11 protein-coding genes are annotated in these 13,793 nt (G+C 71.5%); 4 read left to right on the top strand and 7 right to left on the bottom strand.

What is annotated here, in order from left to right; translation table 11 throughout:
* Positions 1-166 precede the first annotated feature (166 nt).
* Both ACQEUU_RS24155 and ACQEUU_RS24160 read right to left on the bottom strand, forming a co-directional pair.
* Entirely contained in the window at positions 167-913 is a 747-nt protein-coding gene (locus ACQEUU_RS24155) for a hypothetical protein (RefSeq protein ID WP_433069632.1), read from the bottom strand.
* On the bottom strand, positions 910-2,217 hold the full coding sequence (locus ACQEUU_RS24160; protein WP_433069635.1) for a replication-associated recombination protein A: 1,308 nt from the start codon (positions 2,215-2,217) through the stop codon (positions 910-912). Before ACQEUU_RS24160 ends, ACQEUU_RS24155 begins: the two co-directional genes overlap by 4 nt.
* 302 nt (positions 2,218-2,519) lie before the next feature.
* On the opposite strand from ACQEUU_RS24160, the gene ACQEUU_RS24165 reads away from it, so the two are divergent.
* Positions 2,520-3,410: a peptidylprolyl isomerase gene (locus tag ACQEUU_RS24165; protein ID WP_433069638.1), complete on the top strand. Its 891-nt coding sequence runs from the start codon at positions 2,520-2,522 to the stop codon at positions 3,408-3,410.
* A gap of 52 nt (positions 3,411-3,462) precedes the next feature.
* Here the strand turns inward: ACQEUU_RS24165 and aspS are convergent, their stop codons facing one another.
* Genes aspS through ACQEUU_RS24180 form a run of 3 tightly spaced genes read right to left on the bottom strand, consistent with a single transcriptional unit; the run spans position 3,463 to position 7,150 of the window.
* Positions 3,463-5,199, bottom strand: a complete 1,737-nt coding sequence (gene aspS, locus ACQEUU_RS24170) for an aspartate--tRNA ligase (protein WP_433069641.1) — start codon at positions 5,197-5,199, stop codon at positions 3,463-3,465.
* A complete protein-coding gene (gene hisS, locus ACQEUU_RS24175; RefSeq protein WP_433069644.1) occupies positions 5,196-6,455 on the bottom strand; it encodes a histidine--tRNA ligase in 1,260 nt (419 codons plus the stop codon). The genes aspS and hisS overlap by 4 nt, the downstream gene beginning before the upstream one ends.
* Complete coding sequence (locus ACQEUU_RS24180) at positions 6,455-7,150, bottom strand: MBL fold metallo-hydrolase (protein WP_433069647.1); 696 nt, start codon at positions 7,148-7,150, stop codon at positions 6,455-6,457. The genes hisS and ACQEUU_RS24180 overlap by 1 nt, the downstream gene beginning before the upstream one ends.
* A 139-nt stretch (positions 7,151-7,289) precedes the next feature.
* Here ACQEUU_RS24180 and ACQEUU_RS24185 point away from each other — a divergent pair, with 139 nt between their 5' ends.
* From ACQEUU_RS24185 to ACQEUU_RS24195, 3 genes are all read left to right on the top strand, one after another.
* A complete protein-coding gene (locus ACQEUU_RS24185) occupies positions 7,290-8,156 on the top strand; it encodes a peptidylprolyl isomerase (protein WP_433069650.1) in 867 nt (288 codons plus the stop codon).
* 61 nt (positions 8,157-8,217) lie between these two features.
* Entirely contained in the window at positions 8,218-9,447 is a 1,230-nt protein-coding gene (locus tag ACQEUU_RS24190; RefSeq protein WP_433069653.1) for a DUF349 domain-containing protein, read from the top strand.
* Between the two features lie 184 nt (positions 9,448-9,631).
* The gene (locus tag ACQEUU_RS24195) at positions 9,632-10,723 is read left to right on the top strand and encodes a cupin domain-containing protein (RefSeq protein ID WP_433069656.1); all 1,092 of its coding nucleotides are present in this window, start codon (positions 9,632-9,634) and stop codon (positions 10,721-10,723) included.
* Positions 10,724-10,729: 6 nt separating this feature from the next.
* Here the strand turns inward: ACQEUU_RS24195 and ACQEUU_RS24200 are convergent, their stop codons facing one another.
* Positions 10,730-12,913 (bottom strand): RelA/SpoT family protein, encoded by a 2,184-nt coding sequence (locus tag ACQEUU_RS24200; RefSeq protein WP_433069658.1) that lies wholly within the window; start codon positions 12,911-12,913, stop codon positions 10,730-10,732.
* Between the two features lie 186 nt (positions 12,914-13,099).
* Positions 13,100-13,618 carry an adenine phosphoribosyltransferase gene (locus ACQEUU_RS24205; RefSeq protein ID WP_433069661.1) on the bottom strand — a complete coding sequence of 173 codons (519 nt, stop codon included), beginning with the start codon at positions 13,616-13,618 and terminating at the stop codon, positions 13,100-13,102.
* Positions 13,619-13,793 lie beyond the last annotated feature (175 nt).

The following is a 13,793-nucleotide window of genomic DNA, read 5'->3' on the forward strand; positions in this document are numbered from 1 at the left end:
GCCCCGGACCCGGCCCCGACCTCGGACGCGACCCCTCCCCCGGAATGTCCGCCGCGAACGGAACAGCAGACCGCGGAGCCCGCCGCGGCGCGCCCGGGCGTGGACCCGGCAGAGCGTTCGGCGGCGGTCAGGCGGAGCGCCCGGCGTGGGGACGGCGATGGACCGGCTACGGGACGCGGGCGTAGGCGCGTGCCGGGGCGGCGCCCGGGGCGGCGTGGGGCGGGACGGCCGAGAAGAAGGCGCCCGTGGGCGGGAGGGCGTCGAGGCCGGTGAGGGACTCGACCACGGGGATGCCCGCCTCCAGGAGGATCTCCCTCGCCTCCCCGAGCGTGGGGGCGTCGGTGGCGACCAGGGCCGCGGCCTGCGACGCCAGCCGGCGGGCGGCGGCCCCGGTCAGGCCCTCGGCGGCCTGCGTCTGGAGCAGGACGGCGTGACCGCGAACGGTGAAGGGAGCCAGGGCGCCGACGTCGATCGCCGTCCATCCCGCCCCCGAGACCCTCACCACGACGGCGGGCAGCTCGATCGTACGGGGAAGCTCGTAGGAGCTCCCCCCGGGCGTCACGACGGCCCCGGGGGCCGGTCCGGTGGCGCCGGCCCGGAGTGTGGCTGCGGCGGGGAGCTCCAGGCGGGTGCCGGGCACGTCCAGCGGGACGACGCGGCCCAGGAAGGGACCTTCGGCGGCGCGGTCGGAGGGGCCGCCCCGAGTGCCCTTGTGCGGCTCGGGGAAGACGCGCACGCCGGACAGCCGGACCGCGCCGGTCATCAGCAGCCCGAGCGAGGCCACGAAGAGCGCGGCGATCTCGTCCTCGGTGACGTCCGGCGAGGGCACGTCCACGCGGAAGTCGTGGACGGTCAGATCACCGCCGTTGCCGAAGGTGACGGAGGCGTCGAACGCGGCGCGGTGATCGGTCATGACGGGGAGCCGCGCAGGAAGTCGCGGATGCGGGTCCAGCGGTCGGCGACGGGCGCCTCGGCGCCGTGGCGGGTCGGCTCGTAGTAGCGCCGGTCGCGGATCTGCTCGGGCGCGTAGTCCTGGCGGACGAGGCCGTGGTCGAAGTCGTGCGGGTACTTGTAGTTCTCGCCGTGGGCGAGCTTGGCGGCGCCGGGGTAGTGGGCGTCGCGCAGGTGGCCGGGAACCTGGCCGATGAGGCCGCGCCGGACGTCGCCGACGGCCGCCCCGATGGCCTTGACCACGGCGTTGGACTTGGGCGCCAGCGCGCAGTGGATGACGGCGTGCGCGAGGTTGATCTGTCCTTCGGGCAGGCCGATGAGCTGCACCGCCTGGGCCGCGGCGACCGCGGTCTGCAGGCAGGTGGGGTCGGCCATGCCGACGTCCTCGGAGGCGAAGATGACGATGCGGCGGGCGATGAAGCGCGGGTCCTCGCCCGCCTCGATCATGCGGGCCAGGTAGTGGAGGGCGGCGTCGGCGTCGGAGCCGCGCATCGACTTGATGAACGCGCTGATCACGTCGTAGTGCTGATCGCCCTGCCGGTCGTAGCGTACGGCGGCCTTGTCGACGGCCTTCTCCACCACCTCGATCGTGATGTCGTCGGACAGCAGGGCGGCCGCCTCGAGGTAGGTCAGCGACCTGCGGGCGTCGCCGCCGGCGAGCCGGACGAGCTGGTCGAGCGCCTCGGGGGCGAGCCTGGCGCGCCCGCCGAGCCCGCGCTCGTCGGTCACCGCCCGCTCCAGCACCGCGCGGATGTCGTCGTCGCCGAGGGACTCCAGCGTGAGCAGCAGGGAGCGGGACAGCAGCGGCGAGATGACGGAGAAGAACGGGTTCTCGGTGGTGGCGCCGATGAAGGTGACCCAGCGGTTCTCGACGGCGGGCAGCAGCGCGTCCTGCTGGGCCTTGTTGAAGCGGTGCACCTCGTCGACGAACAGGACGGTCTGGCGGCCGGACATGCCCAGCTCACGGCGGGCGGCGTCGATGGCGGCGCGGACGTCCTTGACGCCGGCCGAGACGGCGGAGACCTCCACGAAGCGGCGCTCGGTGACATTGGACACGACGTAGGCCAGCGTGGTCTTGCCGGTGCCCGGCGGCCCCCACAGGAACAGCGACATCGGCGCCTCGCTCTCGACCAGCCGCCGCAGGGGCGTGCCGGGGCCGAGCAGGTGGCGCTGGCCGATCACCTCGTCGAGCGTGCGAGGGCGCATGCGCACGGCCAGGGGCTGCGGCGTCGCCTCCTCGGCCGCAGAATCGAACAGGCTCTCCACATCCGCGAGATTACCGCTCCCCCGCCGCTCCCGCGTCCGGGTCCCGCCGCCGCCCGCCTTACGCCCGCCGCGGGGCGCGAGGGCGTAAGCTACGGCGACCGTCACGGCGAGGGCGTCAGCACGACCGCGAGACGCGCCACAGGGCTCCGAGTCCCTATGCGACCGCGTGTCCCGTGACGGTGTGGTTCCAGCCCATTCAGCCCCAGGAGTGGGATCTCGCCACTTACGTACAGCACATTCCAGGGCCGGTAGCATTCGCGGAGTTGTTTGGTCATGTGTAGGCAAAGATGGAGGACATACCGGTGAGCGGCGACGACGACGACCGCCAGAGTGAATTGGCGCGTCAGCACAAGGAGCGGCAGCGGCAGCGCGCCGCCGAGCAGTCGTCCAAGGCGAGGCGCAACACCTTCATCGGCGCGGGCGTGGCCGTCGCTGTGGTGGCCGGTGGCATCTTCGCCGTGACGACGCTGGTCGACGACAACCCGTCCAGCACACCGGCGGCCGCGGAGGCTTCCGCCTCCGCCACCCCGACGGAGGAGCCGGTCACGGCGCTGCCGACGCCCACCCAGACGGGCCCGGTGACCTGCGAGTACAAGCGCGAGACGGCGGACGTGCCGATGAAGTTCGTGGGCCTGCCGCCGAAGAAGCCCAACATGAAGCTGTCGAAGATGACGGTCACGACCAACCACGGGAACATCGTCATCGAGGTCGACCCCAAGCTGACGCCCTGCTCGGTGAACTCGATGGCGTTCCTGGCCAAGAAGGGCTTCTACGAGGACACCAAGTGTCACCGGCTGGTGACGCCCGAGGTGTCGGGGCTCTTCCTGCTGCAGTGCGGCGACCCGAAGGCCAAGGCCGACGGCAAGAACCCGACCGACGGCCTCGGCACGGCCGGATACGTGTTCCGCGACGAGGCCGTGGGCGTGGTCCCGTACGGCAGGGGCGTGGTGTTCCTGACGCAGCCGCTGGACGCGGCGGGTCAGAACAGCAGCCAGTTCGCCATCTCGCTGTCGGACGAGAACGCCCAGATTGACCCGCAGTACTCGGTGCTCGGCATGGTGACCTCCGGTCTGGAGATCATCGAGAAGGTGGCCGAGGACGGCGTGCTCGTGCACGAGGAGGACATCACCGGCGACGGCGGCTCCACGGCGCCCAAGACGCCGATCATCATCGAGAAGGTCAAGCTCTCCTAGCGAGACGGCCGGGCGAACGGCAGGCGCCGGTGGGCGCCTGCCGTTCGGCGTCTCAGGCCTCGGTCCTGGGCCGGGCGTCGACGCCCGCCTCCTTGCGCTGAGCGGCAGTGATGGGCGTGGGCGCCCCGGTGAGCGGGTCGAAGCCGGAGGCCGTCTTCGGGAACGCGATCACGTCGCGAATCGAGTCACCGGAGGACAGCAGCATGCAGATGCGGTCCCAGCCGTAGGCGATGCCTCCGTGCGGCGGCGGGCCGTACTTGAACGCCTCCAGCAGGAAGCCGAACTTGCTCTCGGCCTCCTCCTTGGAGATGCCGAGCACGTCGAAGACGCGCTGCTGCATCTCGGCGCGGTGGATGCGGATCGAGCCGCCGCCGATCTCCATGCCGTTGCAGACCATGTCGTAGGCGTAGGCGAGCGCCTCGCCCGGATGGTCCTGGAAGCTGTCGGCCCACTCCGGCTTGGGGCCGGTGAACGGGTGATGGACCGCGGTCCAGCCGCCCTCGCCGTCCCGCTCGAACATGGGCGCGTCCACGACCCACAGGAACGACCACTGCGACTCGTCGATGAGCCCGCAGCGGCGGCCGATCTCCAGGCGGGCGGCGCCCAGCAGGTCACGGGCGGCGTCGCGGGCGCCCGCGGCGAAGAAGACCGCGTCGCCGGGGGCCGCGCCGACCTCGCCGGCCAGGCCGGACAGCTCCTGCTCGGACAGGTTCTTGGCGACCGGGCCGCCGAGCGTGCCGTCCTCCTGGACCAGGACGTAGGCCAGGCCCTTGGCGCCTCGGCTGCGCGCCCACTCCTGCCAGCCGTCGAGCTCCTTGCGCGTCTGGGAGCCGCCGCCCGGCATGACGACCGCGCCGACGTACTCGGCCTGGAAGACGCGGAAGGAGGTGCCGGAGAAGTAGTCGGTCATGTCGACGAGCTCCTGGCCGAAGCGCAGGTCGGGCTTGTCGGAGCCGAAGCGGGCCATCGCGTCGGCGTAGGTCATGCGGGGCAGCGGCATGGGGATCTCGTAGCCCAGGATCTCCCGCCACAGCCGGCCGACGAGCTTCTCGCCGACGGCGATGACGTCCTCCTGGTCGACGAAGGACATCTCGATGTCGATCTGGGTGAACTCCGGCTGCCGGTCGGCCCGCAGGTCCTCGTCGCGGTAGCACTTGGCCAGCTGGTAGTAGCGCTCCAGGCCGGCCACCTGGAGCAGCTGCTTGAACAGCTGCGGCGACTGGGGCAGGGCGTACCAGCTGCCCGGCTGGAGGCGGACCGGCACCAGGAAGTCGCGGGCGCCCTCGGGCGTGGAGCGCGTCAGCGTCGGCGTCTCGACGTAGACGAAGCCGAGCTCGTTCATCACCTCGTTGGCGAGGTAGGTCGCCTTGGAGCGCACCCGCATCGCCTCGGCCACCTGCTGGCGGCGGATGTCGAGGTAGCGGTACTTCAGCCGGGCCTCCTCCGAGACGCCCACGCCGCCCTCGATGGGGAACGGCAGCGGCGCCGACTCGCTGAGCACCTCGACGGCGTCGGCGACCACCTCGATCTCCCCGGTGGGCAGGTCGGGGTTCTCGTTGCCCTCGGGGCGCACGCGGACCTGCCCGACCACCTTCACGCAGTATTCGGCGCGCAGGTCGTGGGCGTGGTCCTCCTCGCGGAACACCACCTGCGCCGAGCCGGAGGCGTCGCGCAGGTCGATGAAGACGACCCCGCCGTGGTCACGGCGGCGGGCCACCCATCCTGCGAGCGTCACCTGCTGCCCGGCGTGCTCCTTGCGGAGCGACCCGGCGGTATGCGTGCGGATCACTGCACTTTCCCCTTCAAGACTTCCACGACCCGGGCCAGCGGCACCTCGGTCTGCTCAGCGGTGGTCAGGTCTTTCACTTGCGCGGCTTGCGCCGCCAGGTCACGCTCGCCCAGGATCAGCGCGTAGCGGGCTCCGGAGCGGCCGGCGCCCTTCATCGCCCCCTTGAGCCCCTTGCCGCCGAAGGCCATGTCGGCGCTGACGCCGGCCTCGCGCAGCTGGGCCACGAGCAGGAACATCCGGCGGCGGGCGTCGTCGCCCAGCGCGACACCGTACACCTGGACGCGGCCGGGCGCGGCATCGCCGAGCAGCCCTTCGGACTCCATGGCCAGGAAGGTGCGGTCGACGCCGAGGGCCCAGCCGACGCTGGGCAGCGGCGGGCCGCCGAGCATCTCGCTGAGCCCGTCGTAGCGGCCGCCGCCGCCGATCGCCGACTGCGAGCCGAGCCCGCCGTGGGTGAACTCGAACGTGGTGCGGGTGTAGTAGTCCAGCCCGCGCACCAGCCTGGGGTCGTCCTCGAACGGGACGCCGGCGGCCGTGAGCAGGGCGCGGACCTCCTCGTGGTAGGCCTTGCAGGCGGCGCACAGATGGTCGGCCACCAGCGGCGCGCCGCCGAGCCTGGCCTGCACCTCGGGCCGTTTGTCGTCGAGCACCCGCAGCGGGTTGATCTCGACCCGGGCCCGCGTCTCGTCGTCGAGGTCGAGCCCGCGCAGGAACTCCTGCAGCGCCGCCCGGTAGGCGGGGCGGCAGTTGCCGTCGCCGAGGGAGTTGAGCAGGAGCGTCACGTTCCGCAGCCCGAGCGAGGCGAAGCCGCGGGCGGCCAGGACGATCAGCTCGGCGTCGAGCGCCGGGTCCTCGGCGCCCAGCGCCTCCGCCCCCACCTGCCAGAAGTGGCGGTAGCGGCCCCGCTGGGCGCGCTCGTAGCGGAACTGGCTGCCCGAGTACCACAGCTTCACCGGCAGCTGGCCGGTGTGCAGGCCGTGCTGGAGCACGGCGCGCACCACGGACGCCGTGCCCTCGGGGCGCAGCGTCAGCGAGCGGCCCGCCTTGTCGGGGAAGGTGTACATCTCCTTGGTGACGATGTCGGTCGACTCGCCCACGCCCCTGGCGAACAACTGGGTGTCTTCGAAGACCGGCGTCTCGACGTAGCCGTAGCCCGCGCGCCGCACCGGGGCGACGAGCGCCTCCCGGACGGCGAGAACCTGCTCGGAGCGGGGCGGCAGCCAGTCGAAGGTGCCTTTGGGTGCTTGGAAGGTCATCAGATTCCTCGTGTGGGACCGGCGTGCGGCGCGGCCTCCTTGAGATAAGGATTGGTGGCGCGCTCGTGGCCGATCGTGGTCTGTGGTCCGTGGCCCGGCAGGACGACCGTATCGTCAGGCAGCGGCAGACACTTGGTAGCCAGGCTGCGCAGGATCGTCGGATAGTCGCCGCCCGGCAGGTCGGTGCGGCCGATGGAGCCGGCGAACAGCAGGTCACCCGCGAACAGGACGTCGCGCGGGGCGTCGCCGCCCGCGGGCCCGCGGAAGGTCACCGACCCCCTGGTATGGCCGGGGGTGTGGTCGACGACCAGCTCCAGGCCCGCGAGCTGGAGCGTGGCGCCGTCGGACAGCTCGCGCACGTCGTCGGGCTCGCTGAGGGTGAGGCCGCCGAAGAGGGAGGCGCTCGTGGCGGAGAAGCCCGCGCCCGGGTCGCTCAGCAGGTGGCGGTCGTCGGGGTGGATCCAGGCCGGGACGTCGCGCGCGCCGCACACGGGGGCGACCGACCAGACGTGGTCGAGGTGGCCGTGGGTGAGCAGGACCGCGACGGGCTTGAGGCGGTGTTCGCGCAGCAGCTCGTCGACCCCCTCGACAGCGTCCTGACCAGGGTCTATGATCACGCACTCCTCGCCTTCGGCGGGCGCGATGACGTAACAATTGGTCTGGAAGGCCCCTGCGGGGAAGCCGGCGATGAGCATCTGCCTCAGCTGATCTCGTCAAAAAAGCCAATGGGAATGTAACCGAAGGGTACCGGTGCGGGTCGCCGGGCTGCGAATCATCGGTCGTTGGCCGATACGATTCGCCCACCTCAGTTGATTGACTACGGGAGGCAAAGCGGTGTCCACGGGCAAGGACCGGCAGAAGCAGCTTGCACGCGAGCACTACGAGCGCCAACAGCAGCGCCGGCTCGAGCGCGAGCAGCGCAACAAGCGCATGGCGATCATCGGATCCACCGTGGGCGTCGTCGTCGTGGTCGGCGGCATCGTGGCCGGGATCGCCGTGCTGGGCGGCGGCGACGAGCCCACAGAGGCGGCGGCCTCGCCGTCGCCGCAGGCGAGCACCTCCACCGCGGCGGCCCCGCAGGCCAAGCCGTACGACGAGAAGAGCGGCACCTGCGGTTACGTGCCCGACACCGGCGGCGGCCAGGTCAAGGACGTCGGCATGCCCCCGGCGGAGGTGAAGCCGACGCCGGCCAAGAAGACCATGACGATGAAGACCGGACTCGGTGACATCGTCGTCGAGCTCGACAACGCCAAGGCGCCCTGCACCGTCAACTCGCTGCAGTTCCTGGCGGAGAAGGGCTACTACGACGGCAGCAAGTGCCACCGGCTCGGCAACGACAAGTTCCCGATGCTGCAGTGCGGCGACCCGACCGCCAAGGCCGACGGCAAGAGCCAGACCGACGGCTCGGGCGGCCCCGGCTACGTGCTGGTGGAGGAGAACCTCGAAGGCGCCACGTACAAGCGGGGCGTGATGGCGATGGCCAAGACGCAGGCGCCGGGCAGCACGGGCAGCCAGTTCTTCCTGGTGTACGGCGATATCCAGCTCGACCCGCTTTACACGCCGGTGGGTACGATCACGAAGGGGCTCGACATCCTGGACAAGGTGAACAAGGCGGGTGTCATTGCCGGCTCGGCCGACGGCACCGGAGCGCCGAAGGAAACCGTCGAAATCAAAGACGTGACAATCGATGGCAAGAGCTGACGTAATACAAGCTAGGGACGAACAGTCCCGAAGGGTCTGATGGAAAGTGCGGGAGGACACGGTGAGCACCGACCCGTGGGGCCGGGTAGACGACGACGGCACCGTCTACGTGCGAACGGCTGAGGGAGAGCGGGCCGTCGGGTCCTGGCAGGCCGGTGAGCCCGAAGAGGCGCTGGCCTACTTCCATCGCAAGTACGACGAACTGGCGGGCCAGGTCCAGCTGCTGGAGCAGCGCGTACGCGGCACCGACCTGGCCCCGGCGCAGGCCGAGGCCAGCATCGCCAAGCTGCGCGAGGCCGTGGCCGACGCGCACGCCATCGGCGACCTCGGCGCGCTCACGGCCCGCCTCGACGGGCTGACCGAGCTCGTCGGGCAGCGCCGCGAGGAGCTGAAGGCGGCCCGCGAGGTCGCCCGCGCCGAGGCCAAGGCCGTCAAGGAGCGGATCGTCGCCGAGGCTGAGCGCATCGCCGAGGAGACCACCCACTGGAAGTCCGGCGGCGAGCGGCTGCGCCAGCTCGTCGAGGAGTGGAAGGCCGCCGACCGGATCGACAGGGTGACGGAGGCGCAGCTGTGGAAGCGGCTGTCGACCGCACGCACGGCCTTCGCCAAGCGCCGCAAGGCCTACTTCGCCACGCTCGACGAGCAGCGCGAGGGCGTGCGCTCCGCCAAGGAGGCCATCGTCGCCGAGGCCGAGTCCATCGCGGACTCGACCGACTGGGGGCCGACCGCGGCCGTCTACCGGGACCTGATGCAGCGCTGGAAGAGCGCGGGCCGGGCCTCGCGGGAGGTCGAGGACGAGCTGTGGGGGCGCTTCAAGGCCGCCCAGGACCAGTTCTTCCAGGCCCGCTCCGCGGTGTTCGCCGAGCGGGACGCCTCGCTGGCCGCCAACGCGCAGGTGAAGGAGGAGCTGCTGATCGAGGCCGAGAAGCTGCTCCCGGTCACCGACGTGCGCGCCGCGCGGGGCCAGCTGCGCCACCTGCTGGAGCGCTGGGAGGCCGCGGGCCCGGTGCCCCGTGAGCACCGTGACCGTCTCGAAGGCGGGCTGCGCAAGGTGGACGAGGCCATCCGCAAGGCGGAGGACGCCGAGTGGAAGCGCTCCAACCCTGAGGCCCGCGCCCGCGCCCAGAGCACCGTCGACCAGCTGCGCACCTCCATCGAGCAGTTGGAGAAGCGCCTGGCGAAGGCGCAGACGGCCGGCCGCGCCAAGGACGTCAAGGAGGCCGAGGAGGCGATCGCCGCCCGCCGGGCCTGGCTGGAGGAGGCCGAGCGCACGCTCGCCGAGTTCAGCTGACCACCCGGCCCGCCGGTCAGGCGGGCCGCCCCCGCGCCCGTCCCCCGCTGACGGCGGGCGCGGTCCCGCTGGCGCCCGTTTCCCGTTGACGGCCGACCTCTGTCGATCATGTCGGGCGTGGTCGGCTGACGCTCTATCGCCCGCTTCTCGATCATGGCGGGCGTGGTTGGCTATCGTGGCGGCCATGGATCCCGTGAACGAGGCCCGTACCCTCGTCGGCGAGCTGTTCCCGGAGGCGTGGGCCGCCCTGCTCGGCGGCAGTGTCGTCACCGGCCGCCGGACGCCCACCTCCGACCTCGACATCCTGGTCGTCGTGGAAGGGCTCACGGAGCCGTACCGGGAGTCCCTGCGGCGGCACGACTGGCCGGTCGACCTGCTGGCACACAGCCGGACCAGCCTCGGCGTCTGGATAGAGCGGGACTTCGCCAGGAGACAGCCGGTGCTGGCCCGGTTCTGCGCCGAGGGGATCGTGCTGGCCGACCGGAGCGCGGGGCGGCTGGAGCGGCTCCGCGAGGAGCTGGGGGCCCGCCTGGAGAGCGGCCCCGGCGCGCCCTCTCAGGCCGCGCTCGACAGGGCGCGGTACGTGCTCTCCGATCTGCTGGACGACCTGGAGGGCGCTACGGACCCGGGTGAGCTGGCGTTCATCGAGTGGAACGTGGTCGAGGCGGCCGCCCGGCTGGCGCTGTCGCTGGGCGGGCGGTGGCAGGGCGACGGCAAGTGGCTGCTGCGCGAGCTGCGCGCGCACGACCCCGGGCTGGCCGAGGCGCTGCTGCGGGCGAGGCAGGCCCCCGACGAGCTGGCCGCGGTCGCCGGGCGGGTGCTGGAACGGGCCGGGGGACGCCTGTGGGAGGGATACCGGGTGGCCGGCGACGTCTTCCACCGCCCGCTGTGGCACGTCACCCCCGCCGCGCTGTCGGAGGCGACGGCGCAGAGCACGGGGATGCGGCGCCTGGCGGCGATCAGCGACGCCGCCACCGGCTCGCGCCGGCTGTGGATGGGACAGACGCACGTGCCGCCCGCGACCCGCTCGGCCGACCACCATCACGGCGACTCCGAGACCGCGATCTACGTGGTGAGCGGGAATCCGGTGTTCGTGTTCCTGGACGGCGGGCAGGAGCGGCGGATCGAGACCGGGCCCGGCGACTACGTGTTCGTGCCGCCGTTCGTCCCGCACCGCGAGGAGAACCCCGACCCGGACACCGAGGCGGTCGTGGTCATCGCCCGCAGCACGCAGGAGGCGATCGTGGTCGACCAGCCGGACCTGCGCATGCGGTGACGCGACTCAGCCGCTGACCCGGTAGACGTCGTAGACGCCCTGGATGCCCCGCACCGCCTTCAGGACGTGGCCCAGATGCTTGGGGTCGCCCATCTCGAAGGTGAACTTGCTGACGGCCACCCGGTCCCTGGAGGTCGTCACCGAGGCGCTGAGGATGTTGACGTGCTGGTCGGACAGGGTGCGGGTGACGTCGGACAGCAGCCTGGGCCGGTCGAGCGCCTCCACCTGGATGGCCACCAGGAACACGCTGTCGTCGCTCGGCGACCAGCTGACCTCCACCAGCCGGTCGGGCTGCGCCCTGAGCTGCTGGATGTTGGTGCAGTCGGCCCGGTGGACCGACACGCCGTGGCCCCGGGTGACGAAGCCGACGATCTCGTCGCCGGGCACGGGGGTGCAGCACTTCGACAGGCGCACCCACACGTCGGCGTCGCCCGCCACCACCACGCCGGCGCCCCCGCCGCCCCTGGGACGGCCGCGCAGCCGGGTCGGCAGCGACGTCTCGGCGATGTCCTCCTCGGCGCTCTCCACGCCGCCGATGGACGCCACGAGCTTCTGCACGACCGTCTGCGCGGCGACGTGGCCCTCTCCGACGGCCGCGTAGAGCGCCGACACGTCGGGGTAGCGCAGGTCGCGGGCCAGCGCCAGCAGCGCCTCTCCGGACATCAGCCGCTGCAGCGGCAGGCCCTGCTTGCGCATCGCCCGGCCGATGGCCTCCTTGCCCGCCTCGATCGCGGTCTCGCGGCGCTCCTTGGAGAACCACTGCCGGATCTTGTTGCGGGCACGGCCCGACTTGACGAACTTCAGCCAGTCGCGCGACGGGCCGGCGTCGGGCGACTTGGAGGTGAAGATCTCGACCGTGTCGCCGTTGCCCAGCCGCGACTCCAGCGGCACGAGCCGGCCGTTGACCCGCGCGCCGATGCAGCGGTGACCCACCTCGGTGTGGACCGCGTAGGCGAAGTCGACGGGGGTGCCGCCCTCGGGCAGGGCGATGACCTGGCCCTTCGGGGTGAACACGTAGACCTCGGACACCGACAGGTCGAACCGGAGCGACTCCAGGAACTCGCCCGGGTCGGAGGTCTCCTTCTGCCAGTCGAGGAGCTGGCGCAGCCACGCCATGTCGCTGCCGGGCTTGACCTTGCCGACCGGGCCGGGGCCGCCGACCTCCTCCTTGTACTTCCAGTGCGCGGCCACGCCGTACTCGGCCCTGTGGTGCATGGCGTGGGTGCGGATCTGCAGCTCCACCGGCTTGCCCTCGGGACCGATCACCGTGGTGTGCAGCGACTGGTACATGTTGAACTTGGGCATCGCGATGTAGTCCTTGAACCGGCCGGGCACCGGGTTCCAGCGCGCGTGGATCGTTCCGAGCGCCGCGTAGCAGTCGCGTACGGTGTCGACGAGGACCCGGATGCCCACCAGGTCGTAGATGTCGTCGAAGGCCACGTCGCGGGCGATCATCTTCTGGTAGACCGAGTAGTAGTGCTTCGGCCGGCCCTTGACCACGGCCCTGATGCGGGCCTCCCGCAGGTCGCCGGAGACCTTCTCGATGACCTCCTGCAGGAACAGGTCGCGGCGCGGCGCCCGCTCCGACACCATGCGCGCGATCTCGTCGTAGCGCTTGGGGTAGAGCATGGCGAAGGCGAGGTCCTCCAGCTCCCACTTGATCGTGTTCATGCCCAGGCGGTGGGCCAGCGGGGCGAAGATCTCCAGCGTCTCGCGCGACTTCTGGTGGCGTTTGTGCTCGGGCAGGTAGCGCATGGTGCGCATGTTGTGGAGCCGGTCGGCCAGCTTGATGATCAGCACGCGGATGTCGCGGGACATGGCCACGACCATCTTGCGCACGGTCTCGGCCTGCGCCGCGTCGCCGAACTTCACCTTGTCGAGCTTGGTGACGCCGTCGACCAGCGAGGCGATCGTGTCGCCGAAGTCGGCGCGCAACTCGTCGAGGCCGTAGGCGGTGTCCTCGACCGTGTCGTGCAGCAGGGCGGCGCAGAGGGTCTCGTCGTCGGTGCCGAGCTCGGCCAGGATCGTCGCCACGGCCAGCGGGTGGGTGATGTAGGGATCACCGCTCTTGCGCTTCTGGTCGCGGTGATGGTGAGCCGCCATGTCGTAGGCGCGCTCGATCAGGCGCAGGTCAGCCTTGGGGTGGGTGGCGCGTACGGTGCGGAAGAGCGGCTCCAGAACCGGATTCATGGCCCCACCCCCAAACCGCCGCCGGCGCGCCGCTGGCGCGGCCGGGGCAGCCTCGCCTTGGGCGGCGGCGCCACCCGCGTCCGTTACGTCGGGCACGACCACATCACGGGGCACTCAGACTCCTCACGTTCGAGTCCAGATCCCCAGTGTATCCAGGCGACGCACCTGGACCGCCTCGGGTCCTCCTCAGACGATCACGAGGGAGCGGATCTCCACTCCCGGCAGGCGCTCGCGCCCCTTCAGGAAGGCGAGCTCCATGAGCACGGCGACGCCGGCCACCTCGGCCCCCGCCCTGCGTACCAGCTCCACCGTCGCCGCCGCCGTGCCGCCCGTGGCCAGCACGTCGTCGACGATGAGCACCCGGTCACCAGGAGAGAACGCGTCGTCGTGCACCTCGATGGTCGCCGAACCGTACTCCAGATCGTAGGACTCTTCGAGCACCGCGGCAGGCAGTTTGCCCTTCTTTCGGACAGGTACGAAGCCCGCACCCTCCCGGTAGGCCACCGGGGCGGCCACGATGAAGCCGCGCGCCTCGATGCCCACGACCTTGTCGGCCTCGAACCCGGCGGCCAGTCCGTCCACCACGGCGCGGAAGGCGGCGTGGTCGGCGAGCAGCGGGGTGATGTCCTTGAACACCACGCCGGGCTTGGGGTAGTCGGGCACGTCCCGGATGCGCTCCAGGATCGTGGTCTCAAGGTGGCTCATGCCGTACTCCTCGGGAGATGTTCGACGAGGCTGGGGGTCGATGACGGAGATGCGACGGGCGAAGGCCGGCGCCGGGGCGGACTATCGGTCCGCTTCCGCCGGGCTCCATGATGGCGCATCTCGTACGGCCCCACACCCCCGCCCTGCGGGGCCTCAGCCCGCGCCCACGACTGCG

The organism is Nonomuraea sp. CA-218870 (assembly GCF_050936535.1).
In the GTDB taxonomy this organism is placed as follows: Bacteria; Actinomycetota; Actinomycetes; order Streptosporangiales; family Streptosporangiaceae; genus Nonomuraea; species Nonomuraea corallina.

Coding starts and splice junctions, on each gene's coding strand:
- ACQEUU_RS24195 (WP_433069656.1), top strand. CDS start 9,632: ATGGATCCCGTGAACGAGGCCCGTACCCTCGTCGGCGAGCTGTTCCCG.
- ACQEUU_RS24180 (WP_433069647.1), bottom strand. CDS start 7,150: ATGCTCATCGCCGGCTTCCCCGCAGGGGCCTTCCAGACCAATTGTTAC.
- ACQEUU_RS24155 (WP_433069632.1), bottom strand. CDS start 913: ATGACCGATCACCGCGCCGCGTTCGACGCCTCCGTCACCTTCGGCAAC.
- ACQEUU_RS24200 (WP_433069658.1), bottom strand. CDS start 12,913: ATGAATCCGGTTCTGGAGCCGCTCTTCCGCACCGTACGCGCCACCCAC.
- ACQEUU_RS24205 (WP_433069661.1), bottom strand. CDS start 13,618: ATGAGCCACCTTGAGACCACGATCCTGGAGCGCATCCGGGACGTGCCC.
- hisS (WP_433069644.1), bottom strand. CDS start 6,455: ATGACCTTCCAAGCACCCAAAGGCACCTTCGACTGGCTGCCGCCCCGC.